This window comes from Bacillus massiliglaciei (assembly GCF_900098925.1).
In the GTDB taxonomy this organism is placed as follows: Bacteria; Bacillota; Bacilli; order Bacillales; family DSM-1321; genus Peribacillus; species Peribacillus massiliglaciei.
Genome location: NZ_LT622352.1, coordinates 1 through 17,787, shown reverse-complemented (window position 1 = coordinate 17,787; position 17,787 = coordinate 1). Strand labels below are relative to the sequence as shown.

Below are 17,787 nucleotides of genomic sequence, written 5' to 3'. Positions count from 1 at the left end.
CGCAAACGATGTTCAATACAATAGAAGAAGCAGTAAAAGATTTGAAGGCCGGTAAAATGGTCATTGTAGCAGATGATGAGAATCGCGAAAATGAAGGGGATTTTGTCATTTTGGCGGAACATGCTTCTCCGGAAGCGATTAATTTTATGGCTACGCATGGCCGGGGCTTGATTTGTACGACAATCACCGGGGAATTGGCTGCAAAGCTTCATCTGCATCCTATGACCGCTGAAAACACGGATCAGCTTGGGACAGCTTTTACCATCAGCGTTGACCATCAAAGCACACGGACTGGAATCAGCGCTTTTGAACGGTCAGCGACAATCCTGAAATTGCTTGCGGAAGGCTCTGTTCCTGAGGACTTTAAACGGCCAGGCCATGTTTTTCCGATTGTGGCTAAAGAGGGCGGTGTCCTTGAGCGCACAGGGCATACGGAAGCTTCGGTCGATCTGGCCAAGCTTTGCGGGGCTAAACCTGCCGGCGTCATCTGTGAAATTATGAAGGAAGACGGAACAATGGCGCGTGTTCCAGATCTCGAAAAGATTGCTGCCAGGTTTGATTTGAAATTTATCACGATTGCAGACCTTGCCGATTACCGGCGGAAAAACGAAGCAGCGGTCAGGCGGGAAGCAAAACAGCCAATCGTTTGAATAAGAAACTATAAAAAAGAGAATCTTTGAGGAGGAAATAAGGATGAATCATGTAATTGAAGCGCAATTAATTGGATCAGGATTGAAAGTGGGGATTGTGGTCGGAAGGTTTAATGAATTTATTACAAGCAAGCTGCTGGACGGTGCCCTTGATGGTTTGAAGCGGCATGGCGTGGAAGAAGCCGAAATTGACGTGGCATGGGTGCCGGGAGCTTTTGAAATCCCGCTGATTGCCAAGAAAATGGTGAACACAGGAAAATATGATGCCATCATTGGTTTAGGGACGGTAATCAGAGGCTCTACTACTCATTATGACTATGTATGTAACGAAAGTGCCAAAGGGATTGCTTCTGTCAGTCTCGAATCAGGAGTTCCTGTCATTTTTGGCGTGCTGACGACCGAAAATATTGAACAGGCGATTGAACGTGCTGGCACTAAGTCAGGAAACAAAGGCTATGAGGCAGCTGTTTCTGCGATTGAAATGGCTAATCTCGGGAAATTAATTGAACAATAAACAGGTAAAAAGGGGCCGTCAAGGTCCCTTTTTCCTTTTAAAAAGATTAGCTGGACACGGATAGAAAAAATATAATGTATGGATGAAAATGGATATTTTAGCAGCGTCAGACGAAAAAAGGGAACGAATGGGCCTTAACATGTTAAAATAGCAGAGGTAAACCAAGTAACGCCTATGAATTTCATTCTTTAGGGAACATTAAAATATATTCGGAAATAGGAGGGGTTTGTGTGTACCATCTCTTTACACATAATGATTTGGACGGGATTGGCTGCGGGATTGTCGCCAAACTCGCATTGGGCGAGGAAGTCGCCGTCAGTTATAATTCCGTTGGCAGGCTGAATGATCAAGTAGCGGGTTTTCTTGAGGGGGCAGCCAAGGAAGATATCATTGTCGTGACAGATTTATCAGTCAATGAAGAAAATGAAAAGAAAATCAATGATTTTATATCAGAAGGCGGCAGAGCCTTGCTGATCGATCATCATAAGTCTGCGCTGCATTTGAATAAAAACAGCTGGGCGCATGTTACGGTTTTGCAGGAAGACGGCAAACAGACAGCGGCGACTTCCCTGTTCTATGAGTATGCTGTGGAACATTTCGGTCTGAAGCGGTCCAAAGCCGTGGAGGAATTCGTTGAATTGGTTCGTCAGTATGATACATGGGAATGGGAAGCAAATGAAAATGTAAGGGCAAAACGCCTGAACGATCTTTATTATATGTTTCCAATGGAAAACTTCGAAACCAAAATTCTGTCTAAGCTCCAGAATGAGGAGAGTTTTGCTTTTGATGATTTAGAGAATACACTGCTGGAAATGGAAGAAGGCAGGGTGGAGAGATACATAAACAGGAAAAAGCGCGAAGTCTATCAGGCTGGAATTGGACCTCATGTAGCTGGTATTGTTCATGCTGAATCTTATCATTCTGAATTGGGAAATGAACTTTCGAAGGAGTTCTCTCATTTAGACTATATTGCCATTGCGATGGTTGGCAGCAAAAGAATCAGCTTCCGGACCGTCCATGATGATATCGACGTGTCAGAAGTTGCGGCCAAGTATGAAGGCGGGGGCCATCAAAAAGCGGCAGGCTGTACGATGACAGAAAAAGCATTCAAGCAGTTTGTCGAACAGACCTTTTTTTCAGATCCGATTAAACGGGATGCCCCAAGCAACCAGGTCCATGTAAAAGAGTCGCCGCAGGGAAATCTGTATATCAACAGAGCGAAACAAGAAATCTTCATTCGGCCGGAAGAAGAGACATGGGTTTATGACTTGAACGGGAAGAAGCAGCCAAAAAGTTTCGGGGCATTCAAAGAAGCTGAACGCTATATTAAGAGGAAATACAGTGCATGGCTTGCGCATGATGATAAGCATGAAGAATATTTGAAAAAGAAATAAAGAAAATGGAACAACAGCATGGAGAACGTCCTGCAATGGAAATCCATACAGCATAAAAATATCAAATTTCTCTGTGAGGAGAAATTTGATATTTTTTCATTTAACGATTAAAAGTAGAGTTAGCCGATGACTTGGGAATTTTCGGTTTCGCCTGTTCGGGAACGGAATGATGGCGATGGTACATGGCGTTAATTTCCCCGCCGATGACCAGGATTAAGCCAGTCATATATAGCCAAATCATCAATATGATGACGCCTCCCAGACCGCCATAGGTGGAAGAATAGTTGCCGAAATTACTGACATAAAAGGAAAATCCTAATGAAATAATCAGCCAGGAAACAGTTGCTGTAATGGCTCCGGGCAAAACATGCTTAAATGGATATGTTTTATTGGGCGCATAGCGGTAAAGCAAAGCAAGCACGATGGAAAGAACCGCTACTGCCACGACCCAGCGAAGGACATCGACTAATGTCTGAATTCCGCTTGGAACCGGGATGATTTGATTGATCATATTCATAATGACTGAACCGAAGACAGGAAGAACCAATACAACGATAAAGGCTAAAATCAGTAAAAAGGTAAGCAGGACGGACATGGCTCTTGCTTTGATGAATCCGCGGCTTTCCTCCACATCGAAAGCGATATTCTGAGCATGGATGAAGGCGTTCATACCGTTGGATGCGGACCAAATAGTACCAAGAATTCCGACAGTCAATAATCCGCCATTCTGATTGCTCAAGATTTTAACAATGTTCTCCTCCAGGACAGAAGTTGTTTCCGACGGAAGCAGCTGATTCATAAATTTAAGTGCTTCGGACGGTTCAATCTGCAAATAAGGGAGAATGGACAGCAGCAGGATCATTAAAGGGAAAAGCGAAAGCAGATAGTAATAAGCCTGCTCGGCAGCCAATCCGGTTGCTCTGTCCTCATTAACCTCTTTCTTCAACTCTTTTCCTAGTGAAATCAGTTTATTTTTCATGGGCATTCACTCCTGACATTTACTTATCCGTCTTATTCCCTTTTGCCGAAAAATGTAACCTATAAACCGTTTCTTCTATTTGTGACTCTTACCGATTATGGAGTCGGCATTCATGGCGTATTGATAAAAGCAGAGAGGAAGGCTTCTGGATATCGATAAGAAGAGCACAAAAAACCAAATAAAAAAGCAGATGAGGAAATCTCTTCATCTGCTTTTCTATGTAAAAATCAGTAGACTGCTTTTTGGAGCTTATTGATTACACCCAGTGAACGGCCCGTTCCGATAGCCACGGCTTCAAGCGGCTGGGGGGCGATGTGAACGGGGACGACAATTTCACTTGCAAGCCAATCCTGCATTCCGTTCAATAATGCTCCGCCTCCAGTTAAGACAACACCTTGATCCACGATGTCACCGCTCAATTCAGGAGGGGAATCCTCAAGCGTAGACCGGATGGCTTCCAAAATGTGAAGCAAAGATTCACGGATCGCTTCCTGGATTTCAACGGAAGTAACCGTAATGGTCTTCGGAAGGCCTGTTACTAAATCCCGTCCTCTGACTTCCATGGATTTCACTTCATGTTCAATTAAGCCATAGCCGATTTCCATTTTGATGATTTCTCCGGTTCTTTCCCCAATCAAGACATTATACTTTTTGCGGATGAATTGAACGATATCCTCATCCAGCTGATCTCCGCCGATTCGAATCGAATTGCATGAAACGACACCGCCAAAGGAAATAATGGCAACCTCGGTTGTTCCGCCTCCAATGTCTACGACGACGTTGGCGATTGGTTCGGACACTGGAAGATCTGCGCCGATTGCGGCAGCAACAGGTTCTTCGATTAAATGGACATGCTTTGCCCCGCAGCTTTTCACTGCATCTTCAATTGCCCGTCTTTCAACAGAAGTGGAACCGGATGGAGTGCAGACCACAACAGTTGGCTTCCTAAGAGACAATCCAAGAATTTTGCTGGCTTTTTTCATGATTTGTTTCAGCATTTGCGAAGTAATATCGAAATCGGCAATGACGCCATCCTTCAGCGGTCTGACCGCGACGATATTTCCTGGGGTTTTCCCGATCATGTTTTTTGCATCGGTTCCAACCGCGAGCACGGTATTCGTCGTTATATCAATGGCCACCACAGAAGGCTCGTTAAGTACAATTCCTTTATTTTTACTATAAACTAATGTATTTGCTGTTCCTAAATCGATACCAATTTCATTGTTTGATAACATTATAGTCACCCCTTCTTAAGAGTTTGACCCCCATCTATATATTCTACTTAAAGATGTCGATTTTTGGGGGTCAAAATTGAATGTAATTTATGGAAGACTCCTAAATGAATCATTTTACCTGAAATGAGGGTGTGAAATAGGGAGAATAGACTCAGATCCAGGAGAAATAAAGCAGGAAATAAGGGGAAAAACGGGCAGAAATAAACAAAAAGAAGCATCATCCAAGTATGATAGAATGGAAGACACATACATAAAGAGGTCAACATATGAAAAATAAAGGAATCGTTCTCAGCAAGATATTCTTAGTTGCAATGCTTGCATTCGGCGGAGGCTATTTATTTGATCAGATTGGAATTTTTCTTCCGTGGATGCTTGGTCCGCTTTTCGTCATTATGCTGGCCAAAATGAAATGGAGGCCATACCTGTATTGGCCGAGGATTTACAGGAGCATCGGTCTTCTCGTACTGGGAGTCCAGCTCGGAAGCTCCTTTACGAAGGAAGCTCTGCAGCAAATGGCTTCTCATTTGCCTGTCATGCTTATTTCAACGGTCGTGACGGTGTTATTTACAGTGATAAGCGCCTGGCTTATGGCCAAGGCCATGAATATCTCCCTTAATACGGCTATGCTTGGAAGTTTCCCGGGGGGATTGACCCAGATGGTCGTTCTGAGTGAGGAATTGAAAGATACGGATGCCTCTGCTGTTGCCTTTATGCAGACGCTGAGAATCGTCCTTGTGATTTCGATTGTTCCTTGGCTGGTAACCCATGTACTGACACATGAGTCAGGGGACACTGTTCTGTCTGGGGATGGGAGCTTTTTTTTCCTTCAGTACAGCGGCTGGCATTTTCTTGGCTTCATCGCGGTAACAGCGGTTATTTTATGGACAGGACTCAAAATCAGAATGCCGCTGCCTTTCCTGCTGGGGCCGCTGCTGGCGGCGGTCCTGTTCAATCTTACAGGACCGGAGGCACCGCAGATTCCTTCATTCTGGCTGAATGCTGCTCAGCTGCTGATTGGAGCCCACCTCGGCTTTACTCTGAAACTCGACACACCGGGGATGTTCCGGAAAATGTTTGGGATGGTTTTTCTTCATAATCTTCTCTTAATTGGCTTCTGCTATGGACTTGCCCTTTTTTGGCAATGGACTACGGCTGTGCCGATGAAAGAGCTCTTTCTCAGCATTGCTCCCGGAGGAGTGGCTGAAATGTCTGTTACGGCTCTCTCTGTTCATGTTGATGTATCGATCGTGACCAGCTTTCATCTATTCAGAATCTTGTTCATTCTTTTCTTATTGACGCCGCTGATTAAGTGGATGGGCAATAAGACGGCGGGCAGCCGTGCACAGCAGTGACTGTAATAAAGGGGGCAGAAAAAAGTGAAAAAGCGCCAACACTGGAATACGAGTGAAGCCATCGTCGAACTAGTCAAAAGGCTTGTCCGCATTCCGAGCATTTCAGGTACTTTAGAAGAAAAGGATATGGCGGATGAACTGACCGCCATTCTGATGGAAATCCCTTACTTCCAGAAACATCAGACGAATATTTTTCGTGAAAAGATTGTGGGGGATTCTCTGGAAAGGGAAGCTGTGGCCGCGCTGCTGAAGGGGAAGGATCCGGCAGACAGGCGGACGCTCATTCTCTTAAGTCATTATGATGTGGTGGGAGTCGATGACTGCGGTCATTTCCAGGAGTTTGCCTTTGATCCGGATGCATATCTGGAAAAACTGAAGGAAGAAACGTCTGATCCGCTCCTTCAGAAGGAACTGGACTCAGGGGAATGGCTTTTTGGCAGAGGAAGCATGGACATGAAAGCGGGAATTGCGCTTCATTTGGCTCTCCTGTCAGAATGGGCCGCCCGTGAGGATTCATTCAAGGGAAATATTCTGTTCCTCTCCACGCCGGATGAAGAGCGGAATTCAGAGGGGATGCTTGCGGCTGTCAATCTCCTGCTAAGGCTGAAGGAGCAGGAAGGGCTTGATTATTCATTTGCGATTTGTTCAGAGCCTTCTTTTTCGAATTATCCTGGTGATGAATCCAAATATATATACGCAGGCTCTGTCGGCAAGATGCTCCCGCTTGTCTTCTGTTCCGGGAAGGAGACCCATGCAGGAGAGCCGCTTGAAGGGGTCAATGCATCCTGGATGGCTGCTGTTTTCACGGCTCAGATGGAACTGTCGCCGGAATTTGCCGATCGGGCAAGAGGGGAGCAGGGTCCCCTTCCCATCTGTCTGAAGTTGACCGATCTGAAGGATCGCTACAATGTTCAGACACCGACCTATGCCTATGGGTTATATAATATTATGACCCTCAAGCAGACACCTGACGAAACGATGAAAAGACTTGTGAAAAAGGCGGAGGACAGTGCTGAGGAAATTCATTCACGGCTCAAAGCGGTATACGCCGCCGGCGGAGTGGCTTCCCAGCCGCCAAAACCCCGTGTATACACGTATTCCAGTCTGTATGAACTTGGCGTAGAAAGGTATGGGGACAGGTTTAAGGAAGACATGGAGAACCTGTTTTTGAAGTGGACGGATGTGGAGTTTGATTACCGGGAATTGACGGTGGAACTGGCAAAAGAAATGGCGGGGTATTTTACCGATCTCGCTCCTTTTTACCTCGTCATGCTGGCTCCTCCTTATTATCCGCATGTATCGCTTAATAAGGAAAATCAGAAAGAGGACTTCTTGCTGCGCCTGACGGAGACCATACAGGCTAAGGCTTTGCATGATTATCAAACAGAAATCAAGCTGCAGCAATTTTTTATGGGCCTGTCGGACGTAAGCTACTGCCGGCTCATGGATGGCGATAAGGTCATTGGCGCTATAGAGGCGGAAATGCCTTTATATAACAGACGGTACCATTTGCCGCTTGAACAGATAGCGAAGCTGGATATCCCAACCGTCAATATCGGCCCGTACGGCAAGGACGCCCATAAACGCACGGAACGGCTGGAGCTTCCCTTTTCGACCGGAATCCTTCCTGATCTGCTGAGACACGCGGTCGAAAAATGGCAGGAAGGGAAAGAATGAGCTGCATCGATCTGTGGCCCCGGTAAGCAAGCGGCCCTGGAACGGAAATTCATACGCATCACCAAAAACTATCAAACTTCTCTGCAGGGGTTGATAGTTTTTCTTTTTGTCCACAGAAAACGGTTTTGGATGAAAGAAAAGGGCTGCCATTTCACTTCGTTATGAGCCATTTTACCCAGTTTAGAAGAATATAAAGAAAATGGACTCATTTTTTCGGAGGCACTGTCGATATATAAAATAGACAAATGAGATTCTAATTTAGTGGGTGAATAAAATGGATAAAACATCTTTTATAGGAGTGCTGCTTGGGGTAGCGGCCATTTTAGTAGGAATGGTATTGAAGGGCGTCAGTTTATCAGCGCTGATCAACCCTGCAGCCATTATGATCATTATCGTAGGAACAATGGCAGCAGTACTGACGGCAGTGCCTATGTCAGAGGTTAAGAAATTACCGAAACTGTTCAAAATCCTTTTTACAGAGCAAAAGCTGATGAAGCCGGAAGAGCTCATCAAGACGTTTTCAGAGTGGGCGGTTATTGCCCGGAAGGAAGGCCTTCTGGCATTGGAAACTGTTTCTGAGCAGCTGGACAACCAATTTTTGAAAAACGGTCTGAACCTGGCCGTAGAGGGACAGAGCGCAGATTATATACGCGATATTTTATCGGAAGAAATTGATGCGATGGAAGAAAGACACAGAGCGGGAGCGGCCATTTTTACACAGGCTGGCACCTATGCACCGACATTAGGGGTGCTTGGAGCGGTTATTGGTTTGATTGCCGCACTTGGCAACATGGCGGATACGGAAGAGCTGGGACATGCGATTTCAGCTGCGTTCGTTGCGACGCTGCTGGGGATTTATACGGGGTATGTCCTCTGGCATCCCTTTGCCAATAAGCTAAAGCGAAAGTCGATGGAGGAAGTGCGTATCAAGGAAATGATGATAGAAGGCATCCTGTCGATTATAGAAGGAGAAGCACCAAGGACAATTGAACAAAAGTTAACCTCGTATTTGCCGGCGCAGGACCGCAAAAAATGGCTGGAGGGTGAGAGGGAAGATGGCTAAACGGCGCAGAAAAAAAGAAAGGCATGAGGAGCATATAGATGAATCCTGGCTTGTTCCTTATGCAGATATATTGACGCTGCTGCTTGCCCTGTTTATTGTGCTGTTTGCTTCAAGCTCCGTAGATGCGGTGAAGTTCCAGCAGCTGTCCAATGTGTTTAATCAGGTCTTTAACAGCGGATCCAGTTTCATGGAATATCCAAGTGATAATCCGAGTGAACTTCCTACTTCCCCGGAAAAGAAACAGGGGGCAGAAGACCTTGATGGACAAGCGAATCTTGGAGATTCTGAAAAAGAGGAGCTCACGGAAATTCAAGAACGTGTCAATCAGTTCATCAACGAGAAGAAGCTTGATAATAAATTGGAGACGACCCTTTCAGATGACGGGCTGCACGTCATGATCCGTGATAACGTATTATTTGAGTCAGGGGCAGCCAGTGTCAGGAAACAAGATGAGAAGCTGGCAAAGGAAATCTCTGATCTGCTTGTCATGAATCCCCCAAGGGGCATTGTAATCAGCGGCCATACCGATAATGTACCGATCAAAACGAATCAATTTGATTCAAACTGGGATTTGAGTGTCATGAGGTCTGTCAATTTTATGAAATTGCTGCTTGAAAATAAAAAGCTTGATCCTGAGTGGTTCAGTGCGAAAGGCTATGGGGAATTTAAACCAGTAGCGAGCAACAGTACAAAAGAAGGCCGTGCGAAAAATCGCCGGGTAGAAATCTTGATTATGCCGCGTGAACAATCCGAGGAATGAAACCTGTCAATCAGACAGGTTTTCTATTTTATAGATAATGAAAAGAGGAAGTACTTTGGAGAAAGAATATATCAATGTGATGGAAGAAATCGTGTCAGCGTGGGTTCAGGTGTTAATGACAGGAACGGAATACCAAACATTTTGTAAATGTGATAAATGCAGACTCGATATCATCACATTGAGCTTAAATAATTTGCCGGCCTATTATGTTACATCTGCTGAAGGAAGAGATAAGATATTTTCACAGCTGAACACACAGGAAAACAGAAACTGGATTAATAAGCGGATTATCAGTTCCATCCATGTTGTCGGCAAGTATCCAAAACATGTGACATCGAATGAAAAAGAAGGAAATACAGGGCTTGCAGCAGGAAAATGAACGTTTAGCATCGTTCCTCACGGGAAACATATAAAGGGAGATTAATTTATATGACTGGGAGGATGATTGATTATGAGTAAGAAAATCGCTTGTGTGATTACAGACATGTTTGAGGATGTGGAGTACACAGATCCTGCCAAGGCATTTAAAGAAGCCGGCCATACAATTACAACGATTGAAAAAGAAAAAGGCAAATCCGTTAAAGGCAAGCAGGGTGAAGCAGAGGTTTCCATTGATGAAAGCATTGATACGGTAAATCCGGCAGACTTTGATGCTCTGTTCATTCCGGGAGGTTTTTCTCCGGATCAGCTGCGTGCGGACGATCGATTTGTCCAGTTTGCAAAATCTTTTATGGATGAAAAGAAACCTGTATTCGCTATCTGCCATGGTCCTCAGCTCTTGATCACGGCAAAAACGCTGGAGGGCAGAAATGCTACTGGCTATAAATCCATTCAAGTGGATATGGAGTATGCGGGTGCAAATGTTCAGGACAAGGAAGTGGTTGTCTGCGGCGATCAGCTTGTGACAAGCAGACAGCCTGACGATCTTCCGGCATTCAACCGCGAAGCCTTGAGATTATTGGGCTAAAGAATGGTTTAAGAGTATAGGACGTTTTTCAGCCTTGCATACAGCAAGCGGAGAAAAGGCAGATGCCCTTCTCCGCTTTTTTGTGTGTTTCCAATCTCCGCGGACGTCTTTTTACAAGGAACAGAACCGGACGGCGTTTCTTTAAGTATTAATCATTCATATCTGCGGAAATTTCAAGTAATATAAGAATAGACAAAAAGAAGAAGGAAGTGTCTTGGTTTGATCGTGCTTAAGTCTGACAGAGAAATAAAAGCCATGCATGAATCCGGGAAAATCCTGGCTGCATGCCATAAAGAAATTGCCAAAATGATTGTTCCCGGCATTACGACTTGGGAAATTGAAGAGTTCGTTGACCGGTTCTTGAAGGAACGAGGAGCCAAGCCGGAACAAAAGGGCTATAAAGGCTATGAATATGCAACCTGTGCCAGCATTAATGAAGAAATTTGTCATGGGTTTCCGCGAAAGTCCCCGCTGAAAGACGGAGATATCGTAACGATTGATATGGTCGTGAATTATAATGGCGCGTTAGCGGATTCTGCCTGGTCCTATAAGGTAGGGAATGTATCAAAAGAAACGGAGCGATTGCTGGAGGTGACAAAGGAATCCCTGTATAGAGCAATTGAAGTGTCGGTTCCGGGAAATCGGATTGGCGATATCGGCCATGCCATCCAGTCCTATGTGGAGGCGGAAGGATTCTCCGTTGTCCGGGATTTTATCGGTCACGGAATTGGAAATGTGATTCATGAAGACCCGCAGGTTCCGCATTATGGATTGCCCCATAAAGGCGCACGGATTAAGGAGGGAATGGTCTTTACAATTGAACCTATGGTGAATGTCGGTACATACAAGGCCACCCGGGATCCGAATGGATGGACGGCTTCAACTGCTGATGGGAAATATTCAGCACAGTATGAGCACACCATTGCCATCGCCAAAGACGGCCCGCTTATTTTGACAGAACAAAAATAAAAACGAAGGAGGACTCCTGGTTGGGAATCCTCCTTCGTTTTTAATGAAATAAATTTTTACTTCGGACGCATGTGTCTTTTCACTTCAATTGATTCTAAAAAATCAATGTTTCTGTTTCTTTATTTCAATGGGCGTTCAAGGGCATATAAATCGTCTTCCACTGCGCCCAGACGGTCTTCTACTGTTTTCCGGGCATCTTTGATCGCTTCATTATAAATATAAGGGGCAATCTTATCCATGATGAATTCCAAATGAATTTCCGCTGCGATTTCGCCAATTTCCTCTCCTGTTTCCCGTGAAACATACTCCTGGATGCTTGCAATCATAGCCCGCTTTCTGGCGGAGTCGAAAGATACGAACATGGTCATTCCTCCTCTTGAATTAGGGATAGGAGCCAGTGGTGAAAATCCTTTGTCTTGATGGAAAAGAAAGGGAGACCGGTATGCAGGCTTTGCACTCTTTTCTCCATCGCCGGCCAGAAAAGGACGGCCTGTATCTGGCTCAGCTTATTCACAAGCTCCAAATCTTTTTCCTCCCTGATGATTACAGCTTTTGGGTATGCTTCTTTTTTAAAGCCTTCGACTAAGAGGACATCAGGCTCGAAAAAGGAAGCCAGCTGAATCATGTCATCCAGCGAGCGTTTCTTTTCCGGCAGACGTCCATGCAGTTCAACCGATCCTTGGCCCTCCACAATGGAGACAGCGGCTCCAGCCCCGTAAAAGGCACTGGAATCTTTGCCTTCCAGCCGATCCGGTTCTCCGCCGTGCCCGTGATGCTTGATGGCGGCGGCGTCATAGCCTGACTGGCGAAGAAAGGAAATCAGCTCTGAGACAAGCGTCGTTTTTCCGCTGTTTTGATAGCCGGAGATTTGAAAGATAAACGGCTTTACCATGGCCAGCTGCTTCCTTCCTGGTCTTCCAGCAGAAGAATCTGTACTTTATCTCCTTTCTGGAATCCCCGTGTACCGCCAGGGAGGACGGCGAAGGAATTGGCTCCGGCAAGGCTCATGGCAATGTTGGATTTATCTTTTCCGCTCGGCACTACCTTCAATTGTCCTTTTTCATAATATAATTTCGCTCTTACAAAACGGGTGAAGGGGTTTGGTTTTGGAAAATCCTCTTCTAAAATGGCTTCTTCCTTTTTCAAATGGACCTGTTCAGAAAACAGGGCATGACGGATGATAGGTCTTGCCAAAAGCTCAAAGCCTACATAGCAGGCAGAAGGGTTGCCGGAAAGACCGAACAGGATTTTCCCTTCCATCGCCGCAACCGTTGTGACACTGCCCGGTCTCATACCGATTTTATTGAATAGGACTTCAGCGCCGAGTCTTTTGTAGATGTCAGGAAGAAGGTCGAAATCTCCGACAGAAACTCCGCCGGTTGTGATCAGAATATCTACTTCATCCAAAGCTTTCCGAATCGCCTCGAAGCTTGCATCCAGCTCGTCCTTGAGCTTACCGTAATAACGGTATTCCGCTCCTGCCCTGGTGATTTGGGCCATCATGGCATAAGCATTGCTGTTGCGGATTTTCCCGGGCTGAAGCGGCTCGTCCACATCGAGGAGCTCGGAGCCAGTGGCAAACAGTCCGACAATCGGTTTTTTCGCTACCGGCACACGGTGATAGCCGAAAGTAGCCAGCACCCCCTGAATTCCGGGATTAATGAAAGTGCCTTTTTTGACAAGAATGTCGCCTTCCTTGGCATCTTCTCCTTTATAAGAAACGTTATCCCCTTTCTTTAAGGTTCGCGTGAACTGTATGTAATTCTTGCCGTCTCTCTCGATTTCCTTCACTAATTCCATCATGATTACACAGTCGCATTCATCAGGGATTTGTGCCCCTGTCATGATGCGCACAGCCTGGAAGGGCTGCACTTGCTTGGTTGGAACCATGCCGGCCGCCAATTCTTCGATCACTTCAAATTCGTTGGCCGTTTCTGTATCTGCAGACCGTAAGGCAAATCCATCATAAGGGGACCTATTGAAGGGTGGGACATCATTCGTCGCCTTTAAATCCTGGGCTAAATAGCGCTGATGGCTATCTTCAATGGACACCCATTCCGTTTCACCAGATAATGTATGTTCCATGACCCTGCTGACCGCTTCGGCTACAGGAATCGGTTTTCTTCGCTCGAGCATTGCGTCTCACTCCTTAGAAAAATTCTATTAACACTATACCACAAAGTGTTCGCGGGCCTAACATGAAAGGGATTGCCCGCTTTTTACTGATACAGGAAAAATAAATAAAAAAGAGGCAATCCCCAAAATCAGGACTGCCTGTCTGTTACATATTTCTCAGTTTTCCGAGTTCTTCAGCAATGGCCTGCATTTCATTTGGACTGAAGCTGGATTTTTTCATCACGAGCTTATAAATATCATGGAGCTCAGCGTGCATGGCAGAGTTGAAGTCAGTTGACTTGATCGCTCCTATATTCATCATTCTTAATTTGTCGGTAATTGCATCAATCATGTAAGAAACAGTTTCAGGTGTATTTTGTGTTAAATCCAATCTTCCTCATCCTTTCACATCGTTCATAATAACTAAATTTATCTTTTCATGATTCCTTCTATAAGTCAATCAATTTTCCGGTCTTTGCCTAACAGAAATAGGTTGATTCTGCTGGTTTTGAATAACTTTTGGAAGGGAAAAGATATATCGATTTAAGACAGCCGAGAATTTTGGGTATAATATAGCCAAGCACATAATTCAATATATGTAGAGGAGGAGAATATATGAGAGATTACAGCGTACAATATAAGGACGAAAAGAGAAGCAAATTCATGCAGGCCGTTTTTTTAGGAGCTTTTGCCGGGGCCGCCATCAGCCTGTTTGATAAGGAAACCCGGGAGACTGTCCGGAATAACAGCCAGAAATGTTTGGCAGGCATTAAGAACGCTGCCGGAAATCCGACCCAATTTTTGAATCAAATGCGTGATACTTCCGCCAAAGTAAGGACGACCATCGAGAAAATTTCAAGCGATGTCGCTTTCATCTCAGAGCGGATGGAGGAAATGAAAAATATTCCGCCGCAAGTAGCTTCTGTTGTAAAGGAAACGAAGGAAGCCTTCACTTCAGACGAACATGATGCTGTGCCCGATTCAAGCAGAAGACAGGCCGATGAGAGGGACAGCTATACTTCCAGAAAAGGAAGAGGCATTCAGGTTCCGTTACGGAATGAAGATTCTGTTCCGGGCAAAAGCGATGATTCCCTGTTGACAGAAGATGATCTGGAGGACGAATATCCAGTGATTGAAAGAAAAAGCTCTTTATATCAATAATGCAGACAGAGGTGCGGTATGACGGTTAAATGGCTCGATTTATCCTCTTTGAGACATCTTATACATCGTTTTAAACAGGATGACATCGCCGGTCTTGCCGCGCAGCTGTCCTACTTTTTTATATTGTCCCTTTTTCCGCTGTTAATCGTGTTATTCACGTTAATGGCGTATTTGCCGTTCTCGAATGAGGAATTATTGCATTCATTGCGGGCCTTTGCTCCGGAAGAATCCATGGAAATGATCGAGTCCCAGCTCCGCGAGGTTTTGAAAGGAGACGGCCGCCTGCTGTCTCTGGGAATTATCGGAACATTATGGTCTGCTTCGAATGGATTGAATGCAATCGTCAAAGCCTTTAACCGAGCGTATGAAGTGAAAGAGAGCCGTTCTTTTTTTGTTGCCAGGGGCATGTCCGTCATTCTCACGCTGGCGATGCTGTTTGTGATTGTTGTGGCTCTGCTGCTTCCCGTTTTTGGAAAGCAGATCGGTTTTGCTTTATTTTCGGGCTTTGGTTTTTCAGAAGCCTTCCTGGATATCTGGAACGGAATCCGTTGGGGAATCAGTTTCCTCGTTCTGGTGATTGTGTTCGCGATGCTCTATTGGATGGCCCCCAATCTGCGGCTGAACTGTTTAAGCATTCTTCCCGGTGCCTTATTTGCAACCGCAGGATGGATGATCACGTCTTTTGTGTTTTCCTATTATGTTGACCGAATTGCCCATTATTCCACGACATACGGGAGTCTCGGCGGAATTATTGCCTTGATGATCTGGTTCTATCTTTCCGGATTGATTATTATCATTGGCGGGGAAATCAATGCCCTGCATATGAAGAAAACGAAACCAAATTGCAGATGATTTCCCTGTCATTCCCGAGATTATCCTTGCTTCAGCTGCGAGATACTATGGGGGAACGTTATAATCTCAGGGAGGGATGAATAATGGGCAACAGGAACGGAAATACAAAACAAAAGGGCAAAAAAAGCTCCAAACATAAAACATCCGGTTCTGCTAACGGAAAGAACGGCTACCATTAGGTTATCAGCTGTATGAAAAAAAGCGGATCACAGCAAATGTGATCCGCTTCAGATTGTCGACAAAAGGCCTTCGGAAGGAATCCCTTCCGAAGGCCTTTCTGTGTGCGCCCGGCATGGGTGCAGTCTATAGGGTGAGAGTCCCGAACCATGAAGGCAGTAGTAATGGTTAGCTTAACGCAAGGGTGTCTGTGGTGACGCAGAATCTGAAGGAAGCGAGCGGCAAACCTCCGGTCTGAGGAACACGAACTTCATATAAGGCTAGGTACCATTGGATGAGTTTGCACAACAAAACGAAGTCCTTACTGCCGAAGGTGGTACAGAGTAAATGAAGCAGATAGATGGAGGGAAAGACTGTACTCTTACCCGGGGAGGTCTGATTGGAACGCCAAGTTCCCTTGGTAACCTATCCAGCGATGGACAGCTGAACAATCAGAAGTCAGCCGAGGTCATAGTACCATTCCAACTCGAGATGGAATGGGAAGGACTGAACTATTAGGAAGAACGAGAACTAGGCATATAATTCCTGTATAGAAGCAGACAATCCGAAAGGACTTACTTGAAGGAGGAAGTGGTGAATTCCACAGGGGACTTCATGAGGGTGGAGCAGGAATAACATAATTAGATTTCTACGTTCACGTCGAAAGGAAATATCACATGTTAATGGATCTGATTCTGTCACGGGAAAACTTAATAGAAGCACTTAAACGTGTGGAGAAGAACAAAGGGAGTCACGGCATAGATGGAATGTCCGTAAAATCCCTACGAAGACATCTCTATGAGAACTGGGAAACTCTTTGTGATTCATTAAGGGAAGGTACCTATCAACCTAACCCAGTCCGTCGAGTCGAAATCCCGAAACCGAACGGTGGAGTAAGATTACTAGGAATACCTACCGTGACAGACCGGTTCATTCAACAGGCTATCGCCCAAGTTCTAACCCCACTTCTTGACCCAACCTTCTCAGAACATAGTTATGGGTTTAGACCAAATAGAAGAGGTCATGATGCGGTTCGTAAAGCAAGGGAATATATAAGTGAAGGTTATAGATGGGTGATTGACATGGACTTGGAGAAATTCTTTGATAGAGTCAATCATGATAAGTTAATGGGGATATTAGCAAGTAGAATCCAAGACCGGCTGGTCTTGAAACTTATACGGAAATATCTCCAAGCAGGAATTATGATGAATGGTGTAGTCTATGATGCAGAAGAAGGAACACCACAAGGAGGTCCACTGAGCCCCCTTCTTTCGAATATCCTTTTGGATAAACTTGATAAAGAGTTAGAAAGGAGAGGTCACAAGTTTGTCCGCTACGCCGATGATTGTAATATTTACATGAAATCGAAGAAAGCTGGAGAACGAGTGATGAACTCAATTACATGCTTTATTGAGCAGAAATTAAAGCTCAAAGTAAATAGAGAAAAGTCAGCAGTTGATCGCCCGTGGAAACGAAAGTTTCTTGGCTTTAGCTTTACGGTCAATAAGAAACCGAAGGTTCGAATAGCCAATGAAAGTATTAAAAGGTTTAAGGCTAAAATACGGGAGTTAACCTCCCGTTCTAAACAAATTCCTATGGAAGTTAGAATCGAGAAACTAAATCAATATCTAACGGGATGGTGTGGATATTTTGCATTGGCTGATACACCAAGTAAATTTAAAGAATTTGATGAGTGGATTAGACGGAGACTCCGTATGCTTGAATGGAAACAATGGAAGAAACCGAGGACAAGAGTAAGAAAACTCAAAGGTCTAGGTGTCCCTGACCAAAAGGCATATGAATGGGGAAACTCCAGAAAGAAATATTGGAGAATAGCCTGTAGTCCAATCTTACACAAAACCCTCAATAACTTGTATTGGAGTCACCGAGGGTTGAAAAGTTTATATAATCGATATGAATTTCTGCGTCAAACTTAATGGAAC

General features: G+C 44.9%; 19 protein-coding genes and 1 pseudogene. 14 read left to right on the top strand and 6 right to left on the bottom strand.

Going from position 1 to position 17,787, the window contains the following annotated elements; translation table 11 throughout:
• Positions 1–8: 8 nt before the first annotated feature.
• From ribB to BQ4305_RS01570, 3 genes and pseudogenes are all read left to right on the top strand, one after another.
• Positions 9–635, top strand: a pseudogene (ribB, locus tag BQ4305_RS01580) (3,4-dihydroxy-2-butanone-4-phosphate synthase); the annotation flags it as partial.
• Positions 636–693: 58 nt separating this feature from the next.
• Positions 694–1,164: a 6,7-dimethyl-8-ribityllumazine synthase gene (gene ribH / locus BQ4305_RS01575; RefSeq protein WP_110926150.1), complete on the top strand. Its 471-nt coding sequence runs from the start codon at positions 694–696 to the stop codon at positions 1,162–1,164.
• Between the two features lie 230 nt (positions 1,165–1,394).
• Positions 1,395–2,558, top strand: coding sequence for a DHH family phosphoesterase (locus tag BQ4305_RS01570; RefSeq protein ID WP_110926149.1), 1,164 nt, complete (start codon positions 1,395–1,397; stop codon positions 2,556–2,558).
• 100 nt (positions 2,559–2,658) lie between these two features.
• Here BQ4305_RS01570 and BQ4305_RS01565 read toward each other — a convergent pair whose 3' ends face one another.
• The gene (locus BQ4305_RS01565) at positions 2,659–3,537 is read right to left on the bottom strand and encodes a YihY/virulence factor BrkB family protein (RefSeq protein WP_234396843.1); all 879 of its coding nucleotides are present in this window, start codon (positions 3,535–3,537) and stop codon (positions 2,659–2,661) included.
• A gap of 227 nt (positions 3,538–3,764) precedes the next feature.
• Positions 3,765–4,772, bottom strand: a complete 1,008-nt coding sequence (mreBH, locus tag BQ4305_RS01560; protein ID WP_110926147.1) for a rod-share determining protein MreBH — start codon at positions 4,770–4,772, stop codon at positions 3,765–3,767.
• Between the two features lie 266 nt (positions 4,773–5,038).
• Here mreBH and BQ4305_RS01555 point away from each other — a divergent pair, with 266 nt between their 5' ends.
• From BQ4305_RS01555 to map, 7 genes are all read left to right on the top strand, one after another.
• Positions 5,039–6,124, top strand: a complete 1,086-nt coding sequence (locus tag BQ4305_RS01555; RefSeq protein ID WP_110926146.1) for an AbrB family transcriptional regulator — start codon at positions 5,039–5,041, stop codon at positions 6,122–6,124.
• Positions 6,125–6,148: 24 nt separating this feature from the next.
• Positions 6,149–7,801, top strand: a complete 1,653-nt coding sequence (locus BQ4305_RS01550; protein WP_110926145.1) for a M20/M25/M40 family metallo-hydrolase — start codon at positions 6,149–6,151, stop codon at positions 7,799–7,801.
• Positions 7,802–8,075: 274 nt separating this feature from the next.
• On the top strand, positions 8,076–8,864 hold the full coding sequence (motA, locus tag BQ4305_RS01545) for a flagellar motor stator protein MotA (RefSeq protein WP_110926144.1): 789 nt from the start codon (positions 8,076–8,078) through the stop codon (positions 8,862–8,864).
• Positions 8,857–9,624: a flagellar motor protein MotB gene (gene motB, locus BQ4305_RS01540; protein ID WP_110926143.1), complete on the top strand. Its 768-nt coding sequence runs from the start codon at positions 8,857–8,859 to the stop codon at positions 9,622–9,624. Before motA ends, motB begins: the two co-directional genes overlap by 8 nt.
• Positions 9,625–9,679: 55 nt before the next feature.
• Entirely contained in the window at positions 9,680–10,003 is a 324-nt protein-coding gene (locus BQ4305_RS01535; RefSeq protein WP_324611553.1) for a late competence development ComFB family protein, read from the top strand.
• 72 nt (positions 10,004–10,075) lie between these two features.
• Complete coding sequence (locus tag BQ4305_RS01530; RefSeq protein ID WP_110926142.1) at positions 10,076–10,591, top strand: type 1 glutamine amidotransferase domain-containing protein; 516 nt, start codon at positions 10,076–10,078, stop codon at positions 10,589–10,591.
• 219 nt (positions 10,592–10,810) lie between these two features.
• Complete coding sequence (gene map, locus BQ4305_RS01525; protein ID WP_110926141.1) at positions 10,811–11,560, top strand: type I methionyl aminopeptidase; 750 nt, start codon at positions 10,811–10,813, stop codon at positions 11,558–11,560.
• A gap of 119 nt (positions 11,561–11,679) precedes the next feature.
• Here the strand turns inward: map and BQ4305_RS01520 are convergent, their stop codons facing one another.
• The 4 genes from BQ4305_RS01520 to BQ4305_RS01505 all read right to left on the bottom strand — a co-directional run bounded on the left by BQ4305_RS01520 (position 11,680) and on the right by BQ4305_RS01505 (position 14,066).
• Positions 11,680–11,922 (bottom strand): DUF2164 domain-containing protein, encoded by a 243-nt coding sequence (locus BQ4305_RS01520; protein WP_110926140.1) that lies wholly within the window; start codon positions 11,920–11,922, stop codon positions 11,680–11,682.
• 2 nt (positions 11,923–11,924) lie between these two features.
• Positions 11,925–12,452, bottom strand: a complete 528-nt coding sequence (gene mobB, locus BQ4305_RS01515) for a molybdopterin-guanine dinucleotide biosynthesis protein B (protein WP_110926139.1) — start codon at positions 12,450–12,452, stop codon at positions 11,925–11,927.
• Positions 12,446–13,696, bottom strand: a complete 1,251-nt coding sequence (locus BQ4305_RS01510; protein ID WP_110926138.1) for a molybdopterin molybdotransferase MoeA — start codon at positions 13,694–13,696, stop codon at positions 12,446–12,448. Before BQ4305_RS01510 ends, mobB begins: the two co-directional genes overlap by 7 nt.
• 145 nt (positions 13,697–13,841) lie before the next feature.
• Positions 13,842–14,066 carry a DUF1128 domain-containing protein gene (locus tag BQ4305_RS01505; protein ID WP_110926137.1) on the bottom strand — a complete coding sequence of 75 codons (225 nt, stop codon included), beginning with the start codon at positions 14,064–14,066 and terminating at the stop codon, positions 13,842–13,844.
• Between the two features lie 224 nt (positions 14,067–14,290).
• Here BQ4305_RS01505 and BQ4305_RS01500 point away from each other — a divergent pair, with 224 nt between their 5' ends.
• The 4 genes from BQ4305_RS01500 to ltrA all read left to right on the top strand — a co-directional run bounded on the left by BQ4305_RS01500 (position 14,291) and on the right by ltrA (position 17,781).
• The gene (locus tag BQ4305_RS01500) at positions 14,291–14,836 is read left to right on the top strand and encodes a YtxH domain-containing protein (protein ID WP_110926136.1); all 546 of its coding nucleotides are present in this window, start codon (positions 14,291–14,293) and stop codon (positions 14,834–14,836) included.
• 18 nt (positions 14,837–14,854) lie between these two features.
• Positions 14,855–15,688: a YihY/virulence factor BrkB family protein gene (locus BQ4305_RS01495; RefSeq protein WP_110926135.1), complete on the top strand. Its 834-nt coding sequence runs from the start codon at positions 14,855–14,857 to the stop codon at positions 15,686–15,688.
• A gap of 504 nt (positions 15,689–16,192) precedes the next feature.
• The gene (locus tag BQ4305_RS21190; RefSeq protein WP_199880500.1) at positions 16,193–16,363 is read left to right on the top strand and encodes a hypothetical protein; all 171 of its coding nucleotides are present in this window, start codon (positions 16,193–16,195) and stop codon (positions 16,361–16,363) included.
• A gap of 158 nt (positions 16,364–16,521) precedes the next feature.
• The gene (gene ltrA, locus BQ4305_RS01485) at positions 16,522–17,781 is read left to right on the top strand and encodes a group II intron reverse transcriptase/maturase (RefSeq protein ID WP_110926134.1); all 1,260 of its coding nucleotides are present in this window, start codon (positions 16,522–16,524) and stop codon (positions 17,779–17,781) included.
• Positions 17,782–17,787 lie beyond the last annotated feature (6 nt).